Raw genomic sequence first — 19,899 nt, 5'->3', positions numbered from 1 at the left:
CTCCGCGCTTGCCGGCTACCTCCTGGCCAAACCTGCGCCGGCACCGCCCGCTCCAGAACCCGCTCCCGCACCTGCCCCGGCACCCGATCCAGAGCCCGCTCCGGTTCCTCCGCCGCCAGCACCAGCACCAGCCCAGATCCCCCAGCAGTTCATATCTCCCGCACTGCCCGCGCCGGTGCTGACCGTGCCGATGCAGATTGTCCCGGCCGAGCAGCCAGCGCCGGAGAAGACCAAGGACGCCGAAAAGGAGCCCGCTCCATTCGCGATGCCGCCCTATGCCTGGGCACCCATGTACGTGGAGCCGACAGAATCACCCACTGCCGCACCACCGGCTGCCGAAAGCGCATCACCGGATGTCGTGTCAGCAAGCTCCCCACCGGTGGTCGGAATCAGTGCTGCGCTGCTGATCCTCCTGGCCGCGGGAGTGGTTGTGCTCGGAAGACGCTCCCGCGGACCGAAGGGCGTTAACGGGCCATAAGGCTTGCGGTGAACGGGTTAGCGAAGATGCCCTCGGGATCCAGCCGCTTGGTCAGGAGCCGGAAGTCCTCAAGCCGCGGGTACAACCGATCGAAGTCGTGCGCTCCGGGGGTGAACACTTTCCCCCAGTGCGGCCGGGCCAAGAATGGTTCCAGTGCAGCCTCGAGGGTGGGCAGCAGTGCCTCGACGGCCGGCTGATCCTGAACCCAGGTGAAGTGCAGCCCAATGGCGTCGGTGGCGTAGCTTGAGCTGAGCCACAAATCGTCAGCGGCAACGGTCCGGATTTCATTGACCTGCAGCAACGGCACAATCTCCGGGCTGAGCTCCCGAACCGCACGAATCGCGTCAACGGCGTGTTCGCGGGGAACCAGGTACTCGGATTGAAGTTCCACGCCGTTGCTCGGCGTGAAGTCCAGCTTGAAATGCGGCAGCCTGTTGTACCAGGGACCGGCCACGCCCAGCTGCGGAGTACAGCCGATTGCAGGCAGCCCGGGAAGCGGGTGACGCTCATCCTTTGCAGCCACCGCACCGAACAGAGTCTCCTCAAGGGGCGCATCCTGATCGGGGCGGCGCTTCACCCATACCGAGTCGGCAACATCCGGATCCCGCCAGGTGGTGAAGACGCTGACGCTGTACGCGGCGCCGGTCACGCCGTCGAAATTTTGAAGCAGGTTCTCCAGCGGAAGCCGCTCGAAAACAGTTTGCTCAACCCCGAAAGCGGGCTCAACCTTGAGCTCCAGTCTGGTCACAATACCCAGCACCCCGAGGTTGATCACCGCACCCTCGAAGTCCGGGTCGCTGGTAGTGAACCGCACCAGGTCACCACTGCCGGTCACCAGCTCCAGCCCGACGACGGCGGCAGCCAGACTGCGGTTCCGCTTACCGGACCCGTGGGTCCCCGTAGCGACAGCCCCTCCCACCGAGATGTGCGGCAAGGACGCAAGATTCGCCAGCGCAATGCCTTCCCGTTCCAGTTCCTGCGCCAGTTCTCCGTAGCGGATCCCGGCGCCGACAGTCACGGTCGAGCGATCCCGGTCAACCGTCACCGGACCGGTCAAAGCCGCCGTCGACAGCAGCGCAGCCGTGCCGTCCGCAATGCTATTGAAGGAATGCCGCGAACCCAGCGCACGGATGGACGACACCCCGGCGACAATCCGCCGCACCTCGTCCACCGACGCCGGCTCATGAAGGATGGAAGCTCCATAGGCGAGGTTCCCCGCCCAGTTGGTGCCGACGTCGTTCGCCATCGATGTTCTCCTCGCGTGAGTTGGCAGGACACTCCCCTAATGGAGACCCATAAGGGGTGTGTCCTGCGAAATGAACGGGTTAAAGCTTTTGCGCCAGCCGGTAGTAGGCCGAGTTCCACCGCAGTTCACGCTGGAACTCGCGCAACGTCGTCGTGCTGTCGATGCGCAGGAGCTCCGTGCCGGCAATGTCTGCGAAGTCCTCGAACACATCAAGCCCGACGGCGGTGCTCATCACAGTGTGGTGCGCAGCACCCGCGCTCAACCAGGCCGCTGCGGACGTCGCCAAATCCGGCTGCGGCTTCCAGACGGCGCGCGCCACCGGAAGGTTGGGCAGCGGCGCGTCCGGCGGAACCACTTCGACGGCGTTGGCAGTCAGCCGGAAGCGGTCGCGCATGTCGGACATGGCGACCACGACGGCGTCCCCTGAGTCCGTATCGAATACCAGCCGGACGGGGTCCTCCTTGCCGCCGATTCCCAGCGGGTGCACCTCGAGGGTGGGCTTCGAGGTGGTGAGCGTTGGACAGATTTCCAGCATGTGCGCGCCGAGGATCTTCTCCTCCCCAGGTACCAGGTGATATGTGTAGTCCTCCATCAGCGACGCGCCTCCCGGAAGCCCTGCGCCCATCACCTTGGCTGCGCGGACCAGCACAGCGGTCTTCCAGTCGCCTTCCGCGCCGAAACCGTAACCGGCGGCCATGAGCCGCTGGACTGCCAGTCCGGGAAGCTGGCGCAGACCGCCGAGGTCTTCGAACGTCGTGGTGAACGCACCGAAGGAGCCTTCCTCCAGGAAGGACTTCAGCGCCAGCTCCTGACGCGCGCCGTACCGGAGGGACTCGTGACGGTTCCCTCCGCGCCGCAGTTCAGGAACGACGTCGTACGTCGCCTCGTATTCCTCGACGAGGGCGTCGATGTCGGCATCGGACTGCGCATCGACCACCTCGACGAGCTCGTTGACTCCCCAGGTGTTGATGGAGACGCCGAAGCGCAGCTCTGCCTCGGTCTTGTCACCCTCGGTAACGGCGACGTTGCGCATGTTGTCACCGAACCGGGCAACCTTGAGCTCGTGGACGGCGGCCCAGCCGGCTGCGGCGCGGGACCAGGTGGAGATCTGGACAGTCACGGCCGGGTTGGAGACATGCCCGACGACGGTCTTCCGCGCCACGGACAGGCGCGTCTGGATGTAGCCGAACTCGCGGTCGCCGTGGGCGGCCTGGTTGAGGTTCATGAAGTCGAAGTCGATGTCCGCCCAGGGCAGCTCGACGTTGATCTGGGTGTGCAGGTGGAGCAGCGGCTTGCGCAGCGTGTCCAGGCCGGCGATCCACATTTTGGCGGGGCTGAACGTATGCATCCAGGCGATGACGCCGATGGTCTTGTCGCTCGCGTTCGCCTCAAGCGCCATCCGGCGGATTGAGGACGAGTCCTTCAGCGTCGGTTTCCAGACCACCTTGACCGGTACGTCGGACGCTTCGATCATTTTCACGATCTGCTGGGACTGCTCGGCGACCTGGCGGAGTGTGTCTTCGCCGTAGAGGTCCTGGCTTCCAGTGAGGAACCAGATCTCGTACTGGTCGAGTGAGGTATTCAGGGTAGTCACAGTGCTGCTCCGGTTCTAAGCGGGTTTGGCTGCCCGTACACGTTTTGGTAGCGGTCAAAGAGGGATTCAATGTGGCGCTGTTCGATTGGCAGCGGCTCCCCGAGCTGGCGGGAAATGTGGATGGTGCGCGCAACGTCCTCGAGCATGACGGCGGCCTTGACGGCGTCGCGCGCGTCCTTGCCGATGGTGAAGGGCCCGTGGTTCTGCATCAGGACGGCACGCGAGCGGTGGCCGGTAAGGGTTTCCACGACGCCGCGGCCGATCGAATCGTCTCCGATGATCGCGAACGGACCTACCGGGATCTCCCCGCCGAACTCGTCCGCCATGGCGGTGATGACGCACGGGATGGATTCGCCGCGCGCAGCCCACGCTGTGGCATAGGTCGAGTGGGTATGCACCACTCCACCGACGCGGGGCATGTTGCGGTAGACGTATGCATGGGCGGCAGTGTCGCTCGAAGGCGACCGCTCCGAACCCGGCGTTCCTTCGATGACGGCTCCGTCGAGGGTGCACAGGATCTGGTTCTCGGGCGTCAGCTCGTCATAGTCGACGCCGCTGGGCTTGATCACAAAGAGGTCCATCCCCGGCACGCGTCCGGACACGTTCCCGCCGGTCCACACCACCAGGTTGTAACGGACCAGCTCTGCGTGGAGCTTGGCCACATCGCGGCGGACGGCGTTGATGGCGTCCGTTTCACGATCTGAAAAGGACCGGGTGGTGCTAGTCATGCTTGACCATCGCTTTCGAGTAGGCGGTCCGGCGGAGTTCCTTGAACTACCCAATGTGACCGTTCACACTATATGCTCGACGTCACGTTCACTGTCAAGCACCACCGGGTCCGGACATTTCTCATCGCAGGGAATCGCCGGAAGGTCGCGTGGAGCGGCGACGTCTATTTGAAGGAGATTCTGCTCATGACCGATTTCAAGGACGTTATAGCCGGCGGCCGCACCAGCCTCGGAATCGAACTCGGCTCAACACGAATCAAGGCATGCCTCATCGGTGAGGATCCTTCGACGGTCCTGGGGGTAGGCAGCCATGAGTGGGAGAACCAACTCGTCGACCGCCTGTGGACCTACTCGCTGGCAGATGTCTGGAAGGGCGTCCAGGCCGCCTATGCGGAGCTGGTTGCCGACGTCGAACGCCGGTACGGTACGCGGCTCGAGAATCTCGGGTCGATCGGCGTCTCGGCGATGATGCACGGCTACCTTGCCTTCGACGACGCCGATGAACTGCTTGTGCCCTTCCGTACCTGGCGCAACACCAACACCGGAGCGGCTTCAGCGGAGCTCACCGAGCTCTTCGGAGTCAATATCCCGCTGCGGTGGTCAATCGCCCACCTGCACCAGGCTGTACTGGACGGTGAACCTCATTTAGCGCAGGTTCGCTCGATCACAACCCTGGCCGGCTACGTCCATCGTGAATTGACCGGCCGCAATGTCCTTGGCGTGGGCGATGCCTCCGGAATGTTCCCCATCGACTCCGGCACCAGCAACTACGACGCCGGGCTGCTCACCCGCTATGACACCCTGGCAGCCGAAACCGTACCCGGCCTGAAGCTATCCGAACTTCTGCCCGAGGTCCTGGTGGCCGGCCAGCCGGCAGGCGAACTGACTGCTGAGGGGGCCGCTCTCCTTGACCCCACCGGCGGCCTCCGCCCGGGTGCCCTGCTGTGTCCGCCGGAGGGCGACGCCGGCACCGGGATGGTGGCAACGTCCTCGGTTGCCCCCCGTACCGGCAATGTAAGCGCCGGCACGAGCATCTTCGCGATGGTGGTTCTCGAACGTCCGCTCGAGCGGGTGCACCATGAACTGGACCTGGTCACGACCCCTTCCGGTGACCCCGTTGCCATGGTGCACTGCAACAACGGTGCCAGTGAACTCGCCGCGTGGGTGGGCCTCTTCTCCCGCTTCGCAGCGGCTTCGGGAGCCGTGTCGGCTTCCGGTGCTGCCCTGAATTCGGACGACGTCTTCACTACCCTCTTCCGGGAAGCGCTCGACGGCGCTCCCGACGCCGGCGGCCTGCTCGCCTACAACCACCTCGCCGGAGAACCGATCGCCGAAATTCCTGAAGGCCGGCCCCTGTTCCTGCGGACCCCGGACAGCGAATTCACCCTGGCCAATTTCATGCGCGCGCAGCTCTACGGGGTCTTCGGCACGCTCGCCCTCGGGATGCGTGTTCTTTCCGGAGAGGGCGTTGAGCTGGACCGCATGTTTGCGCACGGAGGTATGTTCCGTACCGCGGACGTGGCGCAGCGTTTCCTCTCCGGCGCTCTCGCCGCACCCGTCTCCGTCGCGGCAACGGCCTCGGAAGGCGGCCCCTGGGGGATGGCGGTGCTGGCTTCCTATGCTTCGGCCAACGCCGCCGGCGATGAACTGGACCTGGACGCCTACCTTCGTAAACACGTCTTCGCCGACGCAGAATTCGAAACAACCGAACCTGACGCGGCCGACGTCGCCGGCTTCGCAACCTACCTCGACCGCTACCACACGGGTCTGCAGGTCGAAGGCGCCGCGATCAGCGCCCTGCCAGTGGAATAGTCCGGGACGAATCCCCGCGGCGGATGTCCGACGGGCGGTCTACCGGGGGGAGGCGGCTGACTGCCGGACGATGAGTTCGGGAACAACGGTCCGCGGTGCGCTCTGTACGGGCACTCCCAGTTGAGTGAGCAGGTGCGCCACGCAGCGCCGTCCCAGTTCGTCGAAGTCCTGGCGAACCGTCGTGAGGGGTGGGGCGAAATGCCGCGCATCAGGCACATCGTCGAACCCAACAATGCTGATGTCCTCAGGAACCCGGAGACCGCGGTCACCGCAGGCATGCGTGAGCCCCAACGCCATCTGGTCATTGGAGGAGAAGACTGCCGTGGGCGGGTCTGCGGCAAGGAGCTCCTGGCCTATCCGGAAACCGCTGTCGGAGGTCCAGTCACCGGTGACAATCCGGGACGAATCCAAACCCCAGTTCGCCATTTCAGTACGAAACCCCCGAATTCTCTCCTTCGACTCCACCCAGCCGTCCGGTCCCGCAACATGCGCGATGCTGCGGTGGCCCAACTCCAGCAGATGTCGGGTTGCGAGCCTGGCGCCGGCCACCTGATCAACCGAGAGCCCGTGATCGTCCGCTGCTGATGTCGAATGCACCGTGACCATGGGCAACTTGACGGGCAAGTGAACGAGCTGGCGCAGGGTAGCCTCCTGCGGCGCCAGGACAATGAGTCCCTCAACCGCGTGATCAACCAGCCGTCCAAGGGCTTCTTTGAAAGCGGTCTCTTCAAGGGACGTAAGCGTAGCCGTATCGACAAGGTAGCCGGCAGTGGAGGCTGCAGATTCAATTGCAGCCCTGGTCGACGCCGGACCGAAGTAGGTGCCGTTTGTGACCAACACGCCGATCATGCCGGAGCGGCTGGTGACCAGCGAGCGGGCCGCGCGGTTGGGGCGGAACTGGAGTGCTTCCATCGCGTCGAGAACCCGCTGCCGCGTGCTCTCGCGCAGGCTCGGGTGCCCGTTGATCACGCGCGAGACTGTCTGGTGAGAGACACCTGCCGCCTTCGCGACGTCGCGGATGTTCGCGGAGCGGCTGCGCGCGGGCGGCTGCCCGGCAGACGACGGCGTCGGTTCACTGTTCACGGTCACACAGGAAACGGTACTTGATCAGGGAAAAACTCTGCAGAAATAGCACAGCCAGTCGCGTGGAAATGTTCATCCGCACCACGCCATAAAATACCCAAAAGCCCTTGAACCGTGCTCCGAAAAGAGAAGGTTTGACTACTTATCACAAATCTAGCTGAACCCGGCGAGCGCGATATTCCGCTGCGAACAGTTCACCCGAAAAGGACCCGAATTGCATACAAAACCGATCAGCGGTATCCCGCTCACGCCCGATCTTCACCAACCCGTGGGAGGAACGTCGACTGGCGGAAGGCATGAGCGGGACACCACTGAAGCTTCAGCTACCGCTGGTTCTTGCGGGGCTTGGCGAACAGCGATTCGCTGGACTCTGCCTTTGCCCTCTTCTGGGCACGCTTTTCAAGGATGGACTTTCCTTGCTTTTTCACGCCAGCGCTCCGGGGAGACTTTCCTGACACGGGGATCACCGCCTTCCTCATCAATACCCAGAACCATACCCAGTTATATTTTTAAAGCCAGTCCTGACGCTGTCGAAGAAATATGCAGCCCTCACGATCTCCGGAATTGCTAAAAAACAGGAATGGGCTATGCTCAAACATTCATCACCGCCCCGGACATTCGTTCACTCGGTTCTTCCGGTGGTGCCCGCACGTATTTTAGGAGTGAAATGCTGCATTCAGTTGCCCCCGCTACCTGGCTCACACAGGAGGCCTATACGCGTCTGAAGCGGGAACTGGACGTATTGCTCAATGCACGGGGGCAGCAGGAAGAGTCCAGCCAACAAATGGCCAGGGAATCACGCATCAGGCAGCTGACGGCACTGCTGAAGAACGTGAACATCCATTCACCCGCAGATGATGGAATCGTAGAGCCGGGCATGCTGATTGAAGCCTGCATCGACGGGCAGCCCGAAGTGTTCCTGATGGGAAACCGAGTCATCCTGGGAACGGAGGAGCTAAACGTTTTCAGCGAACAGAGCCCTCTGGGTGTAGCCATCCGCGGTCTGCGGCCCGGGGATGTCACCTCTTACACGGCGCCGAACAAGCGGCAGGTCACCATCTCGATCATCGCTGCCACTCCGTACACGGGACCCGGCCAGGCGGGCGGCCAGCGTTAGGCCGAGTCGGTGGGGGCAGCACGGTGGTCCACGGCAGCCGTCGCCTCATCGATCCGCACAATTGCTGCATCAAGCTTCTCGACGGCTGCCCAGAGGCGGGGTTGCTGCTCGCGGACCTGCTCGAGTGTGAGGCCGGAAGATCTCAGCGTGGCCAGATCGAAGCTGACATTCGTTCGGGCTCCGGTCACGGCCGCGCGCAGTGCACCAAAGGCCACCACGACGTCCGCTATCAGTGCCTTATTGCCGTTCTCCGCCAACCAGGACAGGTCATCAATCGCAGCGATGGCGTGATCTCCGAGCATTGCGGATGACCGCGCGGCGCCCAGCGATGCCTCGCGGATGGCCCGGTCGCGCTCGTCGCCCTCGTTCAATCGGAACGCGGAACCGAAGGCGCGCGAAGCGGCCGCGTCATCATCCGCCAACCGCAGGGCGGTCCGGCGCAGCTCCTGCGCCCGGGCCAGCAGACTCTCCAACTGCTCTCCCTGCTCAGCGCCGGCATCGGTGTACCCCGCGACCATAGAGGTCAGCGACGCTGCAATGGCGAGCATGACCCCTGCTCCTGCACCGCCGCCGGGCGAACCCACCGATTCCCCGAGAGCCTGTGTCCATTCCTCGACTGTGGAGCCGGAAGTTGTGATTTCTGAATCAGCCATGAGGCAAGTCTGTCCCAATGTACGCATGCTTGAAATGGAGCGGGATGTCAGAGCCGGCTTCTATGCTGACGCCATGCTTGCGAGAGACCCTCAGATTGTCGCTTCATGGGTGGCCGGGACCGCCATCCGTCACGCAACAACACGGCCCTTCGACCTCGGCAGCGCCGTCAGCGAAATCAGGACTATTCACGGCGTCAGCCCGCAGGTCCTCGCGGAGGTCGCCGGAATGTATCTCGGATCGATCGAGGGCAAACCGACCAGCAGCTGGTCGCATCCCCTCGTGGCACAGATCTGCTTTGAGGCCGGTGCGGACCTGTCCCTTGTACCTGCCGCGATGAAGCGCGCACGCGGCCGGTCCAAGATTGTCTGGCCGGGCATCACCCTGCCGGACGAATCCGTATTGCACGCAGTGACCGCAGGAAAAGACCCCTCATGCGGACACTAATCGACCGCAACTGTACGTACGGTATGGGCATGGCTATCGCAAGATGCAGCCGAGGCCGCCGTGCTCGAACTCGGAGCGATCAAGCACGAGCACCAGCCGGGCGAATCATTCCGCGTTTTTCTGGACCCGGCTGGACACCCCTTCTGCCTCTGCTCGGGATAGCCCCGGCACAGCCCTGTCCCTCCCGGCGGATCGCTTATCCCAGCAGAACCGCCACCAACAGAGACGCCGGCAGTGCCAACAACGAACTCATCAGGATGATGTCGCGGACCAGCGTGACCTTCAACCCGAACTGGGCGGAGAACAGGAACACGTTCTGCGCGGTGGGCAGCGCCGCCATGGCCACCACGCCCAGCAGTGCGGTGCCCTCGACACGGAAGAGGTAGTACGCAACCGCCCACGCGATGACCGGCATCAGCGCGAGCTTCACCACACTTCCGAGCACGACGTCGGCACGCAGGCTCCGCTGTGCCAGCGGCTTCTGTCCCCGGAGACTCATACCGAAAACCATCAGGAGAAGCGGGATTGACGCTTGGCCAAGCATCTCCAGCGGCGTCCAGATTATTGCCGGCAGCGTGAGCGAGGTTGCGGCAAACAGTGCCCCTGCGGCCGTCCCGAGAGTGACGGGATTGGCCACCGACCGCAGAACCGTCCGCGCAAGCGTCGGTGACCTGCGCTGAGACTGGGAACCACCGGCGGGCCCGGGCGCCGTCGATGAGCCGGCAGGGCTTGTCTTCCTGCCGCACCAGGCGAAGATTGTGAGGAAGACCGGCGCGATCACCAGCAATTGGGCCAGCAGCACCGAGACCACCGGGGCGGAACTCCCCACCGCATACAGGGCAATAGGTATGCCGATGTTGCCGGCGTTGACGTAGCAGGACGCCATCGCCCCCACCGCTGTCTGTGCCGCCGGGCGTTTGAGGATGAAGCGGCTGAACAGCGCATAGACAACGGCGGTCGCGGCAGCAACCAGGAGCGCGATCGGCGTGTAGATGCTCAGGACTTCAGCAAGTTCGGTCTCGGCGAGCAGGATGAACATGAGCGCCGGGTTGGTGATGTAGTAAATCACCGGCGTGAGCCCCTCCTGCATGGCCCGGGTGCGGGTTGGGAGGAGGATCGAGGCGACAATGCCAACGCCGACCAGCGCCAGGACAATGCCGAACCCGAGGAGAACCCCCTCCACAAACCCTCCTGTTTACCTGTCGATTCCTACTGACCCTGCATCAGCGGACCAGGCAGGGCCTCTTCGGGTCAAACGTCCACTCGGAGATCAGGTATTGCATGGACGCGGCATCATCGCGGGCGCCAAGACCGTGCTCAAGATACAATGCATGCGCTTCTTCGAGGCGGCCGCGGTCCAACTCGATCCCTAGTCCGGGTGCGTCCGGAACCCTGATCTCGCCGCCACGGATCTGCAGCGGGCTGGTGGTGAGCCCTTGGCCGTCCTGCCAGATCCAGTGCGTGTCCATCGCCGTGATTTCGCCAGGAGCGGCAGCGCCGACGTGGGTGAACATGGCCAGCGAGATGTCGAAGTGGTTGTTGGAGTGCGATCCCCAGGTCAACCCGAACTCGTTGCAGAGCTGCGCCACCCGGACCGAGCCGGCCATAGTCCAGAAGTGCGGATCAGCAAGCGGGATATCCACGGCGTTGGACCGAACGGCATGGGCCATCTCCCGCCAGTCCGTCGCGATCATGTTGGTCGCCGTCTTCAGCCCGGTGGCGCGGCGGAACTCTGCCATGACCTCACGGCCGGAGAACCGTCCTTCGGCGCCGCAGGGATCCTCGGCGTACGCCACAACTCCCTGCATCCGCTTCCCCAGCCGGATGGCATCCTCCAGCAGCCAGCCCCCGTTCGGATCGAGCGTGATCCTCGCGTCCGGGAAGCGTTCCTTGAGCGCGACGACGGCGTCCACCTCGTCATCGCCCGCGTGCACTCCTCCCTTGAGCTTGAAGTCCGCGAAACCGTAGCGTGCCTGTGCTGCTTCGGCCAGGCGGACGACGGCGGCAGGCGTCATCGCTTCTTCCCGCCGGACACGCACCCAGTCGTCGGAGGAATCCTGCTCGCGCAGGTAAGGCCGGTCGGTGGAATCCGGATTTCCCACATAGAAGAGGTAGCCGAGCATCGGCACCGCGTCACGCTGCTGGCCGTCGCCCAGGAGCTCGGCAACAGGAACTCCGAGGAACTGCCCGTGCAGGTCCAGCAGGGCCGACTCGATCGCGGTAACCGCGTGGACAGCTGTGCGCAGGTCGAACGTCTGGAGCCCGCGGCCGCCGGCGTCACGATCAGCGAACGCAGCGGCGACGATGCGCAGGAGGCTACGGAAACGCGCTATCGGCTTGCCCGTCAGCAGCCGTCCTGCTTCCTCGATGGTGGAGCGGATCGCCTCCCCGCCGGGAACCTCGCCCAGCCCGGTACGGCCGTCGGAATCGGTGATAATGACGACGTTGCGGGTGAAGAACGGCCCGTGCGCACCCGAGAGGTTGAGCAGCATCGAGTCGTGCCCGGCAACCGGGACAACCTCGACGACGGCGATGGTTGGCTGGGCGGTCACGCGTCCTCCCCGGTGGCCTTGATGGTTGTACCGTTGCCCTCACCCTCCGTCGCCGGCACTACCGTGCCGTCAATCCGGCGGTTCAGCTGCCAGGGATTGCCGTCCTGGATTGCGGCGGGGCGGAGCACCTCTGGAATGTTCTGGTAGGCGACCGGCCGCAGGAAACGCTCGATCGCGAGGGTGCCGACCGACGTCGTGCGGGTATCCGAGGTGGCAGGGAACGGGCCGCCGTGAACCATCGCGTGACCAACCTCGACGCCGGTGGGCCAGCCGTTGGCGAGAATGCGGCCAACCTTGCGCTCCAGCACGGGCAGGACGCTCGCCGCGGTCTCGTAGTCCGAGTCGGTGAGGTGCAGGGTAGCGGTCAACTGCCCTTCGAGGCGCTTCGCTGCCGCCACCAATTCCTTTGTGGAGGAGTAGTGCACCACGAGCGACGCGGCACCGAAGATTTCCTCGTGCAGAACAGGGTTGCTGAGAAACGTCTCTGCCTGGGTGCCGTAGACAACCGGTGCGGGCGCGTTCTCTGTGGCCCCGTCTGTGCCCTGGGCAACCAGCTCGACCCCGGCCTGCGATCCCAGCGCTTCAACGCCTGCATTCCAGGAGTCTGCGATTCCACGCGTGAGCATGGTCTGTCCCGCCGAAGGTTCGAGCGCACGGGTGACCGCGGCAAGGAAGTTGTCGCCGGCCTCGCCGGTTGGCACGAAGACCAGGCCGGGTGAGGTGCACAGCTGTCCACTGGATCCGGTGACGGAGGTGACATACGCGGCAGCGAGCCCGTCGAGATCGCCCTGCAGGGCACCCTCAAAGAAGATGACCGGGTTGATCGAGCTCATTTCCGCGTACACCGGAATGGGCTGGGGCCGCGCGGCGGCTGTTGCCATGAGCGCCGTGCCACCGGAACGCGAGCCGGTGAAGCCGACCGCCTGAATGACCGGATCCGAGACGAGGGCCTGGCCAATACTGGCACCGGGACCGTAGATGAGGGAGAAGACGCCCGGGTGGAGGCCGGCGTCGTTCACGGCCTCCGTGATAGCGCGGCCAACCAGCTCGCTGGTGCCGGGGTGGGCGTTATGCGCCTTGAAGATCACCGGGCAGCCCGCGGCGAGCGCCGACGCAGTGTCACCACCGGCAGTGGAGAAAGCCAGTGGGAAGTTGCTCGCGCCGAAGACGGCAACGGGACCGAGGGGCACCTTCCGCTGCCGGATGTCCGCGCGTGGCATCGGGGTGCGGTCGGGTTGTGCAGGGTCTATCCGGACGCCGCGGTGATCGCCCTGGCGAACCACCGAAGCGAAGAGACGAAGCTGGGCGGTGGTGCGGGCAAGCTCCCCGCGCATGCGTGGTTCCGGCAGGCCGGTCTCGAGCATGGCACGGGCAACGATTTCCTCACCCGCTGCTTCAATGCGGTCGGCAATGCTCGCCAAAAAAGCCGCATGGGTTTCGGGATCGAGGGTGCTGAGGGAGTCGAAGGCTTCCTCCGCGGCGGAGGTCGCTTCACTGAGCTGTGCCTCGTCGATCAGGGAGTAGGCGGGCTCCAGCGTCTCGTTGGTGGCCGGATTGAAGCCGCAGACGGTCTTGCCGTTCCCGGCAGTTCCCTGCCCTGCGATGATGGAGTGACCCTGAAGTGTGGCGTGCTGCGTAGGCATGAAAGCTCCTTACCGATGGTGTCCGGTTGGTTTTTTCTGGAAGTGCTGGTGTCAGGCGTGGGTGAGCGCGGCGGGTGCAGGACGGATACCGGCGGCGTCGATGAGCGCCCCGAGGTCAACAAGGTCAGCCTCCGTCAGGTTCTGCAGCGGCGGGCGGACGCCGCCGACATCGCGGCCGACGACCTTCAGCCCGCCCTTGACGATCGAGACGCCGTAACCGCGCACCCGGTCGCGGATGTCGAGGTAGGGCAGCACAAAGCGCTGCAGCTTCTCGGTGACCGCTGCGTGGTCCTGCCTCCGGACGTCGCCATAGAACTCAAGCGCGAACTCGGGAACGAAGTTGTACAGCGCCGAAGAGTAGGTGCTCATTCCCAGCTGCAGCAGCGGGAGGGCGAAGGTCTCGGCGGTGGGCAGGCCACCCAGGTAGAAGAGCCGGTCGCCGTTCCTGGCGTAGACCTTGGTGAGATGCTCGATGTCCCCGATGGCGTCCTTGAACCCGATGAAGTTCGGGTGGCGCTCGGCGAGGCGGGCAACGGTATCTGCCGAGTAGATGGCATTGGCGCGGTTGTAGACGATGACGCCGATGTTCGTAGCGGAGCAGACCGCGCTGACGTGGGCCAGGAGCCCCTCCTGGTCGCACTCGGTGAGGTACGGCGGGAGCAGCAGGAGGCCCTCCGCGCCGGCAGCCTCGGCGTCCTGAGCGTTCTGGATGGCCTGGGCGGTGGAACCACCTGCGGAGGCGAGGACAGGCACCTTGGTGCCGACCTCCTCGACGGCCGCGCGGATGACCTGAGCCGCTTCTGCAGGCGTCAGGCTGAAACCCTCACCGGTGCCGCCGGCCGCGAAGAGACCTGCGACGCCGAAACTCGCCTGCCAGGACAGGTGCTGCCGGTAGGCGTCCTCGTCCACGGCCAGCTCCGGCGTGAAGGCGGTTACCGGGAAGGACAGCAGGCCGTCCTTCAGCTTTTGGGCAAGTTCCTGGGGCTCGTACTGGGCCACGATGCATCTTCCTTAGGGCAGATCGCCGTGAACGGCGAGGGGTGGTGCTTCCTTGATGGATTACTTCAACCGTAGGAAATCGGGTGATGCCTGTCCAAGCCCACTTTTGAATGGACTGATGCCCTGCGGGTATCAAAAGGACCTACAGGTCCTTGGTCCGGATGACCTCAAGGAGCCTGCCGAGGGCCGGGTTACGCAGCTCCCTGCTCCAGATGGCATAGAGCTCGACGGCGTCCGGTTCAATATCCGCCAGGCGCAGGTAGGAGACACCCTCCACCCCCAAGAGGCTTGTCGACTCCGGAACGAAGGCCACTCCCCGCCCGGCAGCAACCAGCGCCACCATCGTGAGGACCTGGCTCACCGTATGAACTACATTGCCGTGCTCCACCGGAATGGTGCGGACCACCAGGTCGTAGAAGTACCGGGCCTTGGTCGGCGAATGCATGATCAGCGGGACGCCCTTGAGGTCCGCCACCGTCAACAAGCGGTTCAGCTGGTCAAGCTCGTGCCCCGATGGGACTGCCAGCAGGAGATCCTCGGTGAACATCAGATGCGACTCGAAGAGATCAGCGTCGAAAGCCGGCCGGGCGAGGCCAAGGTCCAGGTCGCCGTCGATGAGCGCTGCCAGCTGCTCACCGGTGACGAGCTCCTGAAGCTCCACATCGACGTCGGGCAGTTCCGTTGCGATCTCCGTCAGCAGCGGCCCAAGGAGGCTGAAACCGGAAGCGGCGGTGAACCCGACCCGCAGTTGACCGGACTTGCCTGCCGCAATGCGCTGCGCCGTCCGCGGTGCCCTCTCGGCGGCGACGACGAGCTTCCTGGCTTCCACCAGGAAGGCGCGGCCGGCAGCAGTGAGCGACACTTTCCGGTTGTCTCGCAACAGCAGCTCGACGCCGACACTGCGCTCCAGTTTCTGGATTTGGCGGCTCAGCGGGGGCTGGGTCATATTGAGCCGTTCGGCTGCCCGGCCGAAGTGCAGCTCTTCGGCGACGATGACAAAACTGTGTGCCTGATCAAGAGTGAACATGATGCCTTCCGGGTATCACTTCATGCATATGTTGGCTTGGACATGCATCATAACCGCTCCGTACAGTCTTCTCAGGGCCGAGCCGTGAGTGCCATCACACCTTTGCTCCAGGCCTGTAGCCGAACAACGCCGTTCCTGAATGAGGAGTACCAACACGTGAAAGCATCATCTACCCGCCGCACCCTGATCACAACCACTGCCGCTGCCGGTGTTCTCGCCCTGTCAGCCTGCGGCGGTAACGTGGCCGGGGGCAGCGCTGAATCCGGCGAAGCGTTCCCCAGCGGCCCCGTAACGATCACTGTTGGCCAGGATGCCGGTGGTTCGACCGATCGCATCGCACGCGCCGTTGCCGAGGGGATGGCGGAAGACCTCGGCGTTGCCGTGCCCGTGGTTAATAAGGCTGGAGCCAACGGCGCGCTGGCCACCAAGGAAGTTGCCGCCATGGAGGCGGATGGACAGAATCTCATCCTCCTCAACGCCTCCCTCATCACCATCACGCCGCTCGCTGTCGGCGAGGACGAGGCAGTGAATCTGGACAATCTGGACGTCATCGCGGGTCTTTCCCAGGACGATTACGTATTGGTAGCCAGCCCGGAGTCCGGGTTTGAGACCCTCGCAGACATTCAAGAAAACACCGAAGAACTGAACTTCGGCACCACCGGCGTCGGCACCGGCTCCCAGCTGGCCCAGGCGGTTCTTTTTGCCCAGGCCGAGATTGACGGAACCGCAGTACCGTTCGATTCAGGCTCGCCGGCCCTGACCGCTGTCATGGGTGACCAGGTCGACGTCGCCACAATCCAGCTTGGTGAAGCTCTCCCCCAGATTGAAGCCGGCACCGTCACGCCGATCGTTACCTTCGCTGAAGAGCGCCCCGAGTTCCTTCCCGACACCCCGACCGCCATCGAAGAAGGCTATGAGGTTCCCGTGTCGCAGTACCGCGCACTGGCTGCGCCCAAGGGTCTTCCCGAGGACGTGAAAGAGCGACTCATCGAGTCCGTGCAGTCGGTCCGTGACTCCGAGACCTACCAGGAGTTCAACCAGCAGAACATCCTGACCCCGTGGGAAGTAACCGGTGAAGAGGTTGTCGAGGAGTGGAACGCCCTCGCAGAGCAGTACAAGGCACTGGTTGAGGAGTACGACATCTCGCTTTCCGGCGAGTAAGAGCCCGTTTCCTGTCCCAGCCGAGACCATCAGCTGAAATGAGCATCACCATGAAGCGGAATCACGACTTCGAAGCCGAAAGCACAGGCACCGATGTCCCTGGTGTTCCAGATCTGACGCCGGAGGAACTCGCCGCCGAATGGGCGGCAGATTCTCCACCGCCGTCGGGCTCCACGGCCAACCTTGCCGCCTCACTCGTGGCGGCCGGCGTCGGCGTCGCAGGCATGGTCATTGCTGTTGGTCTCGGCCTGGGCACACCGGGCGAGCCACGCCCCGGGACGTGGCCGTTCATTATCAGTCTCATCATCGCCGTCCTCGCCCTCGCGCAGCTGGTTGTCGGCCGGCGCGGGGGTGTGGACGGCGAAAGATTCTCCCCGCTGTCCCGCATGGCAGGCTTCGGCTTCGTCACGCTGTTGGCCATGGTGTGGCTGATGCCGGTCATCGGCTTCGAGATTCCGGCGCTACTGCTGTGCTTCGTCTGGATGAAGTTCCTCGGTGGCGAGACCTGGCGTTCAGCCACTCTCTATTCAGTGCTCGTTGTTGCCGCTTTCTACGCCATCTTCATCCTGGGTCTGGGGACGTCCATCCCCCACCTGTTCTAAGACCTGACGGACCAAAGGACCCACCATGGATTTCTTCGACCCGGTTCTGAACGGCTTCGGCGTGGTGCTGGACCCGCAGAACCTCCTCTACTGCCTGATGGGCGTCGTCATCGGCATGCTCATCGGCGTACTGCCGGGCCTCGGCCCCGCAGCAACCATCGCGATCCTGCTGCCCCTGACCTACGGCATTGACCCCGTCACCGCGATCATCATGCTCGCCGGCATCTTCTACGGCGCCCAATACGGCGGAACCATCACCTCCGTCCTCCTGCGGCTTCCCGGCGAGGCGAGCTCCGTGGTGACCGTGTTTGACGGTTACGTCCTCGCCAAGCAGGGCAAAGCCGGAACCGCCCTGGGCATCGCGGCCATCGGTTCATTCATCGGCGGGACGGTCGCCATTATCGGCCTCACCTTCCTGGCGCCGCTCGTAGCCAGCTTCGCGCTCGACTTCGGCCCGCCGGAGTACACGGCCTTGGCGCTTGTCGGCATCCTGCTGGTTGCAACCATCAGCGGTGGAACCAAGATCAAGGCACTCATCGCCGCCGCCGTCGGCCTGCTACTGGCGACCGTCGGCCGCGACGTCTTCACCGGCGCCGAACGGTTCACCTTCGGTAACCTGAGCCTCGCCGACGGCATCGACTTCGTACCCATTGCGATGGGTCTGTTCGGAATCGGCGAGATCCTCTACAACCTTGAGGAGCGCCACCGGGCGGTCAGCGCACCGGCGAAGGTTGCCAATGTGTGGCCCTCCCGTGCGGACCTGCGCAAATCCTCCGGCGCTATCGGCCGTGGCTCCGTCCTGGGCTTCTTCCTCGGCATCCTTCCCGGCGGAGGGGCAACGATCTCCTCCATGGTGTCCTACGCGGTGGAGAAGAAGCGGGCCAAGGACCCCTCCCGCTTCGGCAAAGGTGCCGTCGAGGGCGTAGCCGGACCGGAGACCGCCAACAACGCGGCTGCGACGAGCTCCTTTATCCCGCTGCTCACGCTTGGCATCCCGGCCAACGCCACGATGGCCATCATCTTCGGCGCGCTGCTGATCCACGGCATCACCCCTGGACCTCAGCTGATCTCCGAAGACCCGGAGCTGTTTTGGGGCGTGGTGAACTCCATGTACATCGGGAACATCCTGCTCCTGATCCTGTCCATCCCGCTGGTGGGGTTGTTCGTGAAGATCCTGCGGGTTCGGGCCGCCATCCTCGCCCCTATCACGGCGCTGATCACCATCCTCGGCGCGTACACCATCCGTAATTCAATGTTCGATGTGCTGCTCGTGGTGCTCTTCGGGGCGCTCGGCTATCTGATGAAGAAGTTCGGCTTCGAGCCCGGGCCGCTGGTTCTGGCGTTCGTGCTCGGTGAGCTCCTCGAGTCGAACCTCCGCCGCTCGCTGCTGGTACTCGAAGGCGACGTCTCGGGCTTCCTCACCCGCCCCATCTCGGCCACCCTGCTGGTGATCTTCGTCCTGGTAGCAGTGGGCCCCATGATCAAGTCCGCCCTGGCCCGCCGCCAGCGCGACACCACCCGCGTTAACGCAGATTCCTAATCGCACACTTCTAGGAGAACCCATGAGCATCATGGTCGGCTACGTGCCCACACCCGTCGGCGAAGCGGCCGTCGCAGCAGCAATCACCGAGGCGAAGCTCCGCGGCGAGGAGCTGCTGATCGTCAACTCCGTGCGCGAGGGCTCCCGCGTGGACAAGTCGGTTGCCAGTGACGAAGACCTTTCGCGGCTGCAAAAATCAGCCGCCGACGCCGGCATCACCGCGCGCGTTCTTCGCCCCTCCCACAGGGATGACCTCGCGGACGAAATCCTCGAGCTCGCGGTCGAACACGACGTCTCGCTGATCGTGATCGGCCTTCGCCAGCGCACGCAGGTGGGCAAGTTCATCATGGGCTCACACGCGCAGCGCATCCTCCTGCAGGCTGACCGCCCGGTACTCGCGGTGAAGCCGGACGGCCGCGACTGACTAACCGAGCAGGTTCAGCTCGCGAAGCTTCGCCTCGACGTCAGGGTTGGTCGGTTCGACCTGGTGCGCGCCGTCCGGGTACACCACTACCGGAATGTTGGTCCTGCCGGAGATGCTCTTGGCTTCTTCAGCGGCATCCGGCGTTTCAACGAGGTTGATGTACTCGTAGCTGATGCCGAGTTCATCCAGCTGCCGCTTGGTGCGGATGCAGTCACGGCACCAGTCGGCCCCGTACATCCGGATGGTTTCTGGGTTTTTGGTCATGCGTCCATCGTACGGCGAGCTAGGAGCCGGACTCCTGGCCCAGCCGGGACCGCGAGTTGACCAGGTGCAGCCGCATGGCAGCGGCGGCGGTCAGTGAATCCCCCGCAGCTATCGCGTTGCGTACCGCACGATGCTCCGCGGCGACGCGCTGCAACCGCTCTGACTGGCCGCCGTCGTCGGCTGGTTCAAGACGCTCCGGCGGCATCGCAATCATGGCGGGCCCCAGTGACAGCAGCGCGTCAACGAAGTAGAAGTTTCCGCTGGCCTCGGCCACAGCCCGGTGGAACGCGAAGTCGCAGGAGACCGCCGTTGCCGCGTGGTTGCCGGCGGCGTCGAAGGCCTCGAGGGTGCTATCGAGCGCGGCAATCATGGCAGGCGTGGCGTTACCGGCCGCAAGCGCAGCCGCCTCACTCTCCACCCCCGCGCGACTGGCTGTGCTATTTCTGCAGAGTTTTTCCCTGATCAAGTACCGTTTCCTGTGTGACCGTGAACAGTGAACCGACGCCGTCGTCTGCCGGGCTGCCGCCAGCG

Annotated in this window: 19 protein-coding genes and 2 pseudogenes; 9 read left to right on the top strand and 12 right to left on the bottom strand. The window is 64.2% G+C overall.

What is annotated here, in order from left to right:
• A pseudogene (locus tag P4U43_RS14330) lies at positions 1–478 on the top strand (hypothetical protein); the annotation flags it as partial.
• Here the strand turns inward: P4U43_RS14330 and P4U43_RS14325 are convergent.
• The 3 genes from P4U43_RS14325 to P4U43_RS14315 form a co-directional block, all read right to left on the bottom strand.
• Positions 465–1,724: an FAD-binding protein gene (locus tag P4U43_RS14325; protein ID WP_277359336.1), complete on the bottom strand. Its 1,260-nt coding sequence runs from the start codon at positions 1,722–1,724 to the stop codon at positions 465–467. The pseudogene P4U43_RS14330 and the gene P4U43_RS14325 sit on opposite strands and share 14 nt — an antisense overlap.
• A 79-nt stretch (positions 1,725–1,803) precedes the next feature.
• Positions 1,804–3,318, bottom strand: a complete 1,515-nt coding sequence (araA, locus tag P4U43_RS14320) for an L-arabinose isomerase (protein WP_277359335.1) — start codon at positions 3,316–3,318, stop codon at positions 1,804–1,806.
• Positions 3,315–4,046 carry an L-ribulose-5-phosphate 4-epimerase gene (locus tag P4U43_RS14315; RefSeq protein WP_277359334.1) on the bottom strand — a complete coding sequence of 244 codons (732 nt, stop codon included), beginning with the start codon at positions 4,044–4,046 and terminating at the stop codon, positions 3,315–3,317. Before P4U43_RS14315 ends, araA begins: the two co-directional genes overlap by 4 nt.
• 186 nt (positions 4,047–4,232) lie before the next feature.
• Between P4U43_RS14315 and P4U43_RS14310 the strand changes: the two genes are divergently transcribed.
• The gene (locus tag P4U43_RS14310; RefSeq protein ID WP_277359333.1) at positions 4,233–5,858 is read left to right on the top strand and encodes a xylulokinase; all 1,626 of its coding nucleotides are present in this window, start codon (positions 4,233–4,235) and stop codon (positions 5,856–5,858) included.
• Between the two features lie 39 nt (positions 5,859–5,897).
• Here P4U43_RS14310 and P4U43_RS14305 read toward each other — a convergent pair whose 3' ends face one another.
• Complete coding sequence (locus P4U43_RS14305; protein ID WP_277359332.1) at positions 5,898–6,947, bottom strand: LacI family DNA-binding transcriptional regulator; 1,050 nt, start codon at positions 6,945–6,947, stop codon at positions 5,898–5,900.
• A gap of 661 nt (positions 6,948–7,608) precedes the next feature.
• On the opposite strand from P4U43_RS14305, the gene P4U43_RS14300 reads away from it, so the two are divergent.
• Positions 7,609–8,058 (top strand): GreA/GreB family elongation factor, encoded by a 450-nt coding sequence (locus P4U43_RS14300; protein ID WP_277359331.1) that lies wholly within the window; start codon positions 7,609–7,611, stop codon positions 8,056–8,058.
• Here the strand turns inward: P4U43_RS14300 and P4U43_RS14295 are convergent.
• Positions 8,055–8,711 carry a cyclodeaminase/cyclohydrolase family protein gene (locus P4U43_RS14295; protein WP_277359330.1) on the bottom strand — a complete coding sequence of 219 codons (657 nt, stop codon included), beginning with the start codon at positions 8,709–8,711 and terminating at the stop codon, positions 8,055–8,057. The genes P4U43_RS14300 and P4U43_RS14295 overlap by 4 nt on opposite strands.
• 25 nt (positions 8,712–8,736) lie before the next feature.
• Between P4U43_RS14295 and P4U43_RS14290 the strand changes: the two genes are divergently transcribed.
• Positions 8,737–9,156 carry a hypothetical protein gene (locus P4U43_RS14290; RefSeq protein ID WP_277359329.1) on the top strand — a complete coding sequence of 140 codons (420 nt, stop codon included), beginning with the start codon at positions 8,737–8,739 and terminating at the stop codon, positions 9,154–9,156.
• Between the two features lie 42 nt (positions 9,157–9,198).
• Positions 9,199–9,318, top strand: a pseudogene (locus tag P4U43_RS14285) (VOC family protein); the annotation flags it as partial.
• Between the two features lie 34 nt (positions 9,319–9,352).
• Here P4U43_RS14285 and P4U43_RS14280 read toward each other — a convergent pair.
• From P4U43_RS14280 to P4U43_RS14260, 5 genes are all read right to left on the bottom strand, one after another.
• Positions 9,353–10,339, bottom strand: coding sequence for an AEC family transporter (locus P4U43_RS14280; protein ID WP_277359328.1), 987 nt, complete (start codon positions 10,337–10,339; stop codon positions 9,353–9,355).
• Between the two features lie 40 nt (positions 10,340–10,379).
• A complete protein-coding gene (locus P4U43_RS14275; RefSeq protein ID WP_277359327.1) occupies positions 10,380–11,708 on the bottom strand; it encodes an enolase C-terminal domain-like protein in 1,329 nt (442 codons plus the stop codon).
• Entirely contained in the window at positions 11,705–13,351 is a 1,647-nt protein-coding gene (locus tag P4U43_RS14270; protein ID WP_277359326.1) for an aldehyde dehydrogenase (NADP(+)), read from the bottom strand. Before P4U43_RS14270 ends, P4U43_RS14275 begins: the two co-directional genes overlap by 4 nt.
• 51 nt (positions 13,352–13,402) lie before the next feature.
• Positions 13,403–14,350 carry a 5-dehydro-4-deoxyglucarate dehydratase gene (kdgD, locus tag P4U43_RS14265; RefSeq protein ID WP_277359325.1) on the bottom strand — a complete coding sequence of 316 codons (948 nt, stop codon included), beginning with the start codon at positions 14,348–14,350 and terminating at the stop codon, positions 13,403–13,405.
• 142 nt (positions 14,351–14,492) lie between these two features.
• Entirely contained in the window at positions 14,493–15,377 is an 885-nt protein-coding gene (locus P4U43_RS14260; RefSeq protein WP_056546006.1) for a LysR family transcriptional regulator, read from the bottom strand.
• Between the two features lie 156 nt (positions 15,378–15,533).
• Between P4U43_RS14260 and P4U43_RS14255 the strand changes: the two genes are divergently transcribed.
• The 4 genes from P4U43_RS14255 to P4U43_RS14240 are packed head-to-tail and all read left to right on the top strand — an operon-like array spanning position 15,534 to position 19,104.
• On the top strand, positions 15,534–16,538 hold the full coding sequence (locus tag P4U43_RS14255) for a Bug family tripartite tricarboxylate transporter substrate binding protein (RefSeq protein WP_277359324.1): 1,005 nt from the start codon (positions 15,534–15,536) through the stop codon (positions 16,536–16,538).
• 38 nt (positions 16,539–16,576) lie between these two features.
• Complete coding sequence (locus P4U43_RS14250) at positions 16,577–17,140, top strand: tripartite tricarboxylate transporter TctB family protein (protein ID WP_277359323.1); 564 nt, start codon at positions 16,577–16,579, stop codon at positions 17,138–17,140.
• A gap of 25 nt (positions 17,141–17,165) precedes the next feature.
• Positions 17,166–18,680: a tripartite tricarboxylate transporter permease gene (locus P4U43_RS14245; protein WP_277359322.1), complete on the top strand. Its 1,515-nt coding sequence runs from the start codon at positions 17,166–17,168 to the stop codon at positions 18,678–18,680.
• Between the two features lie 22 nt (positions 18,681–18,702).
• Positions 18,703–19,104, top strand: coding sequence for a universal stress protein (locus tag P4U43_RS14240; RefSeq protein ID WP_056545999.1), 402 nt, complete (start codon positions 18,703–18,705; stop codon positions 19,102–19,104).
• Here P4U43_RS14240 and P4U43_RS14235 read toward each other — a convergent pair whose 3' ends face one another.
• Both P4U43_RS14235 and P4U43_RS14230 read right to left on the bottom strand, forming a co-directional pair.
• Complete coding sequence (locus tag P4U43_RS14235; RefSeq protein ID WP_277359321.1) at positions 19,105–19,368, bottom strand: glutaredoxin family protein; 264 nt, start codon at positions 19,366–19,368, stop codon at positions 19,105–19,107.
• A gap of 19 nt (positions 19,369–19,387) precedes the next feature.
• On the bottom strand, positions 19,388–19,786 hold the full coding sequence (locus P4U43_RS14230) for a FadR/GntR family transcriptional regulator (RefSeq protein ID WP_404800749.1): 399 nt from the start codon (positions 19,784–19,786) through the stop codon (positions 19,388–19,390).
• Positions 19,787–19,899 lie beyond the last annotated feature (113 nt).

It is taken from the genome of Arthrobacter vasquezii (assembly GCF_029455255.1).
In the GTDB taxonomy this organism is placed as follows: domain Bacteria; phylum Actinomycetota; class Actinomycetes; order Actinomycetales; family Micrococcaceae; genus Arthrobacter_D; species Arthrobacter_D parietis.
Note: the sequence above shows the minus strand (reverse complement) of the source record. Positions and strands in the feature narration are given on the sequence as shown.